Source organism: Leptolyngbya sp. FACHB-36 (genome assembly GCF_014695955.1).
Classification (GTDB): domain Bacteria; phylum Cyanobacteriota; class Cyanobacteriia; order Leptolyngbyales; family Leptolyngbyaceae; genus FACHB-36.
Window position 1 is genome coordinate 1 of the sequence record NZ_JACJPG010000148.1, and the last position, 3837, is coordinate 3837.

The window sequence follows — 3837 nt, forward strand, 5'->3', positions numbered from 1 at the left end:
GGCGAAAACTGCCGCTCTAAAAACCGCTCAGGTTTGAATTTCTTGGGTTCTGGATAAACAATAGCGCGATGATGCGCCAAATAAATTGAGGGCATGATCACGGTACCTGGTTCCAACGCGTAGCCTGCAATCTCCATTGGCTGCTTGACCACGCGTGGAAACGCGCTGATCGCAATGGGGTAGAGGCGGAGAGTTTCCTGACACACTGCACTCAAATAAGGAAGCCGCGCGATCGTCATCGGATCAGCCTTGGGGTCCAGCGCCTCAACTTCTGCTAACAGCTTGGTGCGCACCTCAGGCAGGTGGATAATCCAGTACAGCGCCCAAGCTAGAGCAGAAGCCGTCGTTTCGTGTCCTGCAAACAGCAGCGTCACTAACTCATCCCGTAGTTCAATCTCGCTCAGCGGTTGCCCTTCTGCGTCCCGCGCTGCCATCAGCAATGCCAAAATATCGGTTCTGTTTGTATCAGGCTGACGACGACGATCGGCAATTTCGGCATAGAGCAATTCATCCACTTGCTGCCGCAGTCGCAAAAATCGCCCCCACGGACTCCAAGCCCCCAAATCCTGCTGCAAGAAGCGGTAGAACAAAAAGACGGAGCCGGCGGGGGAGCTGAAGCCATCGAGCATCCGACCGAGCAGGTGCCGCAACTGCTCATAGCGCTGCCCACTCTCAAGACCAAATACCGCCCGCAGAATCACCTGCAAGGAAATCGACTGCATGACTGGACGCACCGAGAAGGTTGTGCCAATTGTCCATTGGCTCATCACCTGCTCTGTAATTTCTTGAATCACCTGAGCATAAGACCGCATGCGATCGCCGTGAAACGGTGGCATCAACAACTGGCGTTGACGCTGGTGCGCTACGCCTTCGAGCAGAACAATGCCATGCTCTCCCAAGAGCGCTGTAAGAATGCTATTGCCTCGTCCGGCGCTTAGTTGCTCAGGCTTAGCCGTGAAGATCGCTTCGAGTGCCTCAGGACTGCTGAAGTAGACCAAGGCGGATTTAGAGTCAGGCGGAGACACTCGGTAATTATCGCCATAGGCTTGAGTGCGAGCCTCTAGGGTTTCGAGTGGGCGAAAGATGAACCGCAGTCCCCAGAGGCGACGTAGCCAGAATGGAGTTTTAGGAGGACCATTCAGCGATCGAGTGGAAATGTCAGCCATAGTTCGGTTGGGTCTGCAAGACTAGAGTTTGAGGGAAGCGAGTCTCTCCATGTTAACCAGTGCTCCGCAGGCAACTGAATCCTCAGCCGATCGCGCAGGATTTATCATTCGACTGACCCTGATTGCACAAGCTGCTGAGTTAGCAGATCGTCCACTACTACTTTGTTAGTACGTTATAGTACGCGCCGAAGTCGATCGCGTCTCTGCCAAAAAGCGGCATTAATCTGCGAATGTACAAAAAGCTGGTGACAAGACTCGAACTTGCGACCGGCTGATTACAATCAGCAAGTTTTGGATTTGAAACCGGCAATATATATGGCTTTGAGACAACCGACTTCTGCTTTTCCCTAAAGCTTCCCTAAAACTGCCACGTAACGCTAGCCACAAGTAGGTGAGCGTCTGCAAACGCTCTAAACAAAACAATGGCAGGTAGAAGCGCTCCACAACGGCGCCAAGACCAGCAGCGCAGGTGTGATGAACTATTGAGCCGGTACAAGGCAAAGGAGCGTAAGCGTCGGAAATACGAGGGCAGAAGCGGCGACGGACGGCATCAGGCGATCGCCCAGCTCTCAGCGCTGCTGGAGGTGATCAGGAGGAAGCAGCATGGAAAGCATTAGCGAGATGCTACAAGGCTTTCAGGCTTCACTGTTGCCAGAGGTTGAGCGCTACTGGGTTGAGAATGCCAGGTTTGCCCCAGAACACGATCGTCTCACCTCCTCGGTTTGTACCCCAGAACAACCCCAGCGGCAGCGACGACGAGAGCCGAGCGGATGGATTGAGGAGCGCATCAGCTTTGGTCAGTGCCTCTGCGAAACCTTCCCTTACCGTTGGTAGGCGATCGTCAGCTCTAACGACCCTGACACGCAATGGCAAAACCCTATCGGCTACCCTCTCCGTTGTCACACCTCAAAAGTTGCATACCCTACTCTCTAAGCGTTGATATAGTCTATTTCCGGAACTAGCTCCTACTGAACGGTAGAGACTTTTGTGTCCAATAGCGCTAAGTAACTTTACGTAGCCACTACTCTAAAGGACAGGATTAAGAATGCTGAAAGCAATTACCGCTACCTTTGCTGTCATCGCTACCCTTAGCGCACTCAGTCTCCCCGCCACCGCTGCTGATCGATGGGAATACCAAGGCATTGCCTCCACAAGCGAAAAGGTCTACCTGAACCTGGACTCCATTCAACTTGAAGGACGAAAAAGAGGTTACTTCTTCGTCTACCAAATCGGGCGCGATCGCCCAACTGCCTACACTCCCTGCGATGGTCGTTTTCAAGTCGCTGGCAAGGACGGTACTATATTCGGACCGTTCATGAAGCCACAATCTGCGGCAATTAGCAAAATGCTCAATCGTGTCTGCAACTCACCTCGATAATTCCGTCTACTTCAATACTTACCCATCAGTATTCAAAGCTCCTCTCCTTGCTGGGGAGGAGTTTTTGTAGAAATCGGCAGGAGTAGGGTTGCTTCAATTTCGTCCCGGACTTCGCGGGTGACATAGCACTCGCTGTTGAGGCAATCTACCAGCAGCTTATTGGCGTCATAGTACTGCTGGAGCAACCGTTGCTGATCCTCGCTAAACTGCCAATCCTGCCCAATGTTGCGGTGTTGAATCATCACACCCCTAAGTTGCTCAATCCAGGCTTGTCCATTGGCTTCCCACCATTGATCATAAACTTCCCAGTTGTTAAAAGAGGGGAGTTGGTTTTTGAGCTGTTTCAGCGCCTGCTGCAATTCAGGAGCGTGGTCGCGGGCGAGGTCGAGGTCGAGGGCGCGGGCGAAGTAGAAAGCACGAACAGCAGCAGGCTTGTAGCGCACCGTTACGGAACCAGATTTCTCAGTGACCCAATGCAGGAAATTCTGAAGTAAGTCATCATCTGTTAACGACCCATCAATTTGCTGTTTCATCAGCACTATTAGACGATCTGCGTTCTTGAGCATTCCAACCGTGAGCAAAAAGACTTCCCGCCAGCGCTTCTCGGTGACATGGCTAGCCAGCGCTTTCAAGAATTCCTCACTGCCCTCTTCCTTCACCCGTCGAGCCGTGAAATATTCTTGAAAGGTCAAATGCGAGAACGAATAAATGCCCCGTGCCCGTTCCACCAGTAATCCATGCTGTGCTTCGATCGATTTCAACACCACGTTGCTGTCAACTTGCAGGGCTTCAGGGTTGGTTTGAGCATTCGGTAAGTTGCGAATATAAGCAGTGATTTGCTCCGTCACGCCCTCCTGCTTGAAAAAATAGTCCCCCTGCTCAAACCGTTCCCAGGCAATTTGGCTCAGCAGATCTTCTTTCCGTTGCAGTACCAGTTCTCGATAGACTTCATCCCGCTCAATATTTCGCGAGTTATCCCATCGCTTCAGCAGCACATCCAACCCTTCCCGGTACAGCGCAGCGCGATTTTCAGGAAAACTGCCCAACTCCCCAAAGACGAGGCACAGCAATGTCAAGAGCAGTGGATTGGTTGCCAGTTCGCGGATGCGATCGTTCTCTTTCAGCTTCTCAACAAACCGCTCCGCTTTCACTAAGTCATCCTTTGCCAGAAACCACTTACCCCTCTTTGGTCACTATAGTGAGAGAAATCTAGAATGAGGATAGAGAGTTTCAAGGTGCTCTAGGATCTATGTCTGCTTCAAGAGAGGCTCGACCCACGATTCGTTTTGTGGA

At 51.9% G+C, this 3837-nt stretch carries 5 protein-coding genes; 3 read left to right on the forward strand and 2 right to left on the reverse strand.

The genetic code is table 11. The annotated features are described in order from the left end of the window. A partial coding sequence (locus H6F43_RS02120; protein ID WP_190340364.1) for a cytochrome P450 occupies positions 1–1166 on the reverse strand: 1166 nt, incomplete at its 3' end. 482 nt (positions 1167–1648) lie between these two features. Between H6F43_RS02120 and H6F43_RS22580 the strand changes: the two genes are divergently transcribed. From H6F43_RS22580 to H6F43_RS02130, 3 genes are all read left to right on the forward strand, one after another. Then, positions 1649–1783 carry a hypothetical protein gene (locus tag H6F43_RS22580; RefSeq protein ID WP_277879850.1) on the forward strand — a complete coding sequence of 45 codons (135 nt, stop codon included), beginning with the start codon at positions 1649–1651 and terminating at the stop codon, positions 1781–1783. Then, entirely contained in the window at positions 1770–2000 is a 231-nt protein-coding gene (locus H6F43_RS02125; protein WP_190340365.1) for a hypothetical protein, read from the forward strand. Before H6F43_RS22580 ends, H6F43_RS02125 begins: the two co-directional genes overlap by 14 nt. 211 nt (positions 2001–2211) lie before the next feature. Continuing rightward, complete coding sequence (locus H6F43_RS02130) at positions 2212–2544, forward strand: hypothetical protein (RefSeq protein ID WP_190340366.1); 333 nt, start codon at positions 2212–2214, stop codon at positions 2542–2544. A gap of 32 nt (positions 2545–2576) precedes the next feature. Here H6F43_RS02130 and H6F43_RS02135 read toward each other — a convergent pair whose 3' ends face one another. After that, positions 2577–3695, reverse strand: a complete 1119-nt coding sequence (locus H6F43_RS02135) for a hypothetical protein (RefSeq protein WP_190340367.1) — start codon at positions 3693–3695, stop codon at positions 2577–2579. Between the last annotated feature and the right edge of the window lie 142 nt (positions 3696–3837).